The organism is Nocardioides sp. P5_C9_2, from assembly GCF_054049555.1.
Map to the genome: position 1 here is coordinate 1 of NZ_JBFUMD010000511.1, position 2,692 is coordinate 2,692.

At 73.5% G+C, this 2,692-nt stretch carries 4 protein-coding genes; all 4 read right to left on the reverse strand.

Features of this window, described 5'->3' with window-relative positions; all coding sequences use genetic code 11:
• On the reverse strand, positions 1 to 573 hold a 573-nt coding region (locus ACXJKL_RS18940), incomplete at its 3' end, for a flavin reductase family protein (RefSeq protein ID WP_457208553.1).
• On the reverse strand, positions 570 to 1,085 hold the full coding sequence (locus ACXJKL_RS18945) for an NADPH-dependent FMN reductase (RefSeq protein WP_457208554.1): 516 nt from the start codon (positions 1,083 to 1,085) through the stop codon (positions 570 to 572). The genes ACXJKL_RS18945 and ACXJKL_RS18940, both read right to left, overlap by 4 nt.
• Positions 1,082 to 2,224, reverse strand: a complete 1,143-nt coding sequence (locus tag ACXJKL_RS18950) for an LLM class flavin-dependent oxidoreductase (protein ID WP_457208555.1) — start codon at positions 2,222 to 2,224, stop codon at positions 1,082 to 1,084. Before ACXJKL_RS18950 ends, ACXJKL_RS18945 begins: the two co-directional genes overlap by 4 nt.
• A gap of 62 nt (positions 2,225 to 2,286) precedes the next feature.
• Positions 2,287 to 2,692 (reverse strand): acyl-CoA dehydrogenase family protein (locus ACXJKL_RS18955; RefSeq protein WP_457208556.1); only part of this gene is annotated, 406 nt, incomplete at its 5' end.

The following is a 2,692-nucleotide window of genomic DNA, read 5'->3' on the forward strand; positions in this document are numbered from 1 at the left end:
CGCCTGGGGCTCGGGCTCGGGCTCGGGCGCGACGTCCGCCCCGTTGATGCGGCCGTCGAGCCTGGCGGGGTCGAGGTCGTCGCGGTGCAGCTTGGCGAAGCCCGACCGGTGGAACACCAGCGGGTGCTCGCCGTCGCCGGCGCCGACCGCGTGCAGCGCCAGCAGCACGATGACGTGGTCGCCGGCCTCGATCTCGTCGCGGATGGTGCAGTCGTAGGTCGCCACCGCCTCGTCGAGGAGCACCGCCCCACCCTCGGTCACCGAGAACGGCAACCCGTCGAAGCGCTGCTCACGCGGACCGGCGAGCTGGCGGCAGATCTCGTCGTGGTGGTCGGCCAGCACGCTGATGCCGAGGTGGGCCGCCTCCCGCAGCGCGGGCCAGGTCGAGCTGGTGGTGGCGATCGAGAACGACACCAGCGGCGGGTCGATGCTCACCGAGGTGAACGACGACGCCGCGATGCCGGTCAGCTGTCCCTTCACGGAGGCGGCCACCGCCACGACCCCGGACGGGAAGGCACCGAACGCGTCGCGCAGGGTGCGCTGGTCCAGCGCGGTGAGGCTCCGGGCGTTCATGCGGGCACCACCTGGAGGTCGGTGGCGGCCAGCCGGCGCAGGAGTGGACCGGCCGTGGTGAACCATGCGTCGTACGCCGCGGGATCCGCGTGCTGCGCGTCGAGGACGAAGAGGCCGCGCGTGGGCACCGCGGCGCCCAGCTCGACGAGCAGGGGGCGCAGCCCGTGCTCGGGCGCCAGCGCATGCACCGGCGCAGCGCCCAGCATCAGCGGGACGGCGACCACGCCGGCCAGCCCGTCGTGGGGGAACCGGTCGAGGAAGCTCTTCAGCAGGCCCGTGTAGGTGGCCTTGTACGTCGGGCTCGCCACGACGAGCAGGTCGCTCGCCGCCACCTGCTCGACCAGCTCGGCGACGCGGGTCGAGGACGGGTCGAAGAGCTCGCCCGCCACGTCGGCCAGGTCCACGACCAGGTCGGCGCCGCCCAGCCGATCAGCCAGGACGAGGGCTGCCTCGTGGGTGCGCGAGAGCGGCTTGGGGTTGCCGACCAGGACCGCCACGCGGGGGGCGCTCACGAGGCGGCCCGCTGACTACCGAAGGGCACCGACGAGGTGGCCGCGGCCGGTGCCGGATGGGTCCACACGCCTCGCCGCTCCAGCACCGGGAGGACTCCCTCGCCGAAGTGGTAGGCGCCCTCGAGGTGCGGGTAGGCCGAGAGCACGAACTCCTCGATGCCCAACGCGGCGTACTCCTCGACGCGGTCCGCGACCTCCTCGTGGCTGCCCACCAGGGCGGTGCCGGCTCCGCCGCGCACCAGCCCGACCCCCGCCCAGAGGTTCGGGTAGATCTCGAGACCGTCCTTGGAGCCGTCGTTGAGGGCCAGCATATTCTGCTGCCCGACCGACTCGGACCGCCTCAGGCCCTCCTGGACCTTGCGGATGGCGTCCTCGTCGATGCCGTCCAGGAGCCGGTCGGCCTCGGCCCACGCCTCCTCGGAGGTGTCCCGGGTGATCGTGTGCATCCGGATGCCGAAGCGCAGCTCGCGGCCCTGTCGCTCGGCGAGCTCCCGGATCCAGGCGATCTTCTGCGCGACCGCCGCGGGCGGCTCGCCCCAGGTGAGGTAGACGTCGGCGTGCCTGGCGGCCACGTCACCGGCGGCCGGCGAGGAGCCGCCGAAGTAGATCTCCGGGATCGGGTCGGGCAGCTGCTGGAGCTGGGCGTCCTCGACGCGCAGGTGCCGGCCCGAGAAGGTGACCTGCTCGCCCGTCCACAGGCGCCGCACGATCTCGAGGAACTCGTCGCACCGCTCGTAGCGCTCGTCCTTGTCCAGGAAGTCGCCGTAGGCCCGCTGCTCGTGGGACTCGCCACCGGTGACGACGTTGAGGAGCAGGCGACCCCGCGAGAGGTTCTGGAAGGTGGCCGCCATCTGCGCGGCCAACGTCGGCGAGGTCAGGCCGGGACGGAAGGCGACGAGGAAGTTGAGCCGCTCCGAGAGCGGGGCCAGCATCGCGGTCGACAGCCACGCGTCCTCGCACCAGGCGCCGGTGGGGGTGAGCGCGGCCTCGAAGCCGAGCTGTTCCGCGCTCCGCGCGATCTGGCCGAGGTAGGGCACGCTGGCCGGACGGCCGGCCGTGCCGTGGGCGACACCGTGGCCGCCGCTGACGACGTGCCGGCCGTCGCCGCCGTTGGTGGGCAGGAACCAGTGGAACTTCATGGGGGGGGTCCTCTCGAGGTGATCGGTGGGCGAGGCGCTGGCGCAGAGGGGCCGCGCAGCCCTCAGAGCTGTCCGTGGTTCGGCGGCAGGGTGCCGTCGATCGCGTACCGGCCGAGGTGCTGGACCTTCCAGGCGGCCGGGTCGTGCAGGGTGTGCGTGCGCGCGTTGCGCCAGTGACGGTTGAGGTTGAGCCGGTCGAGGGTGGAGCGGGTGCCACACACCTCGAAGAGACGGCTGCTGACGTCGACGGAGACCCGCGACGACGCGGCCCGGGCGGCGGCTACCGCGAGGCTGGCCGACCCGGCAGTCTCGGCGTCGAGGTCGGCGTCTGCCGCCTCGACGGCGTGGGCGGCCTCGCGCAGCAGGGCCTCGGCGCCGCGCACGGCGAGCTCCATCTCGCCGAGCGCGTGCACGACGAGCGGATCGTCGGCCGCGCGCTCCACCTCGGCATCCGGGTAGGGCCGGCTC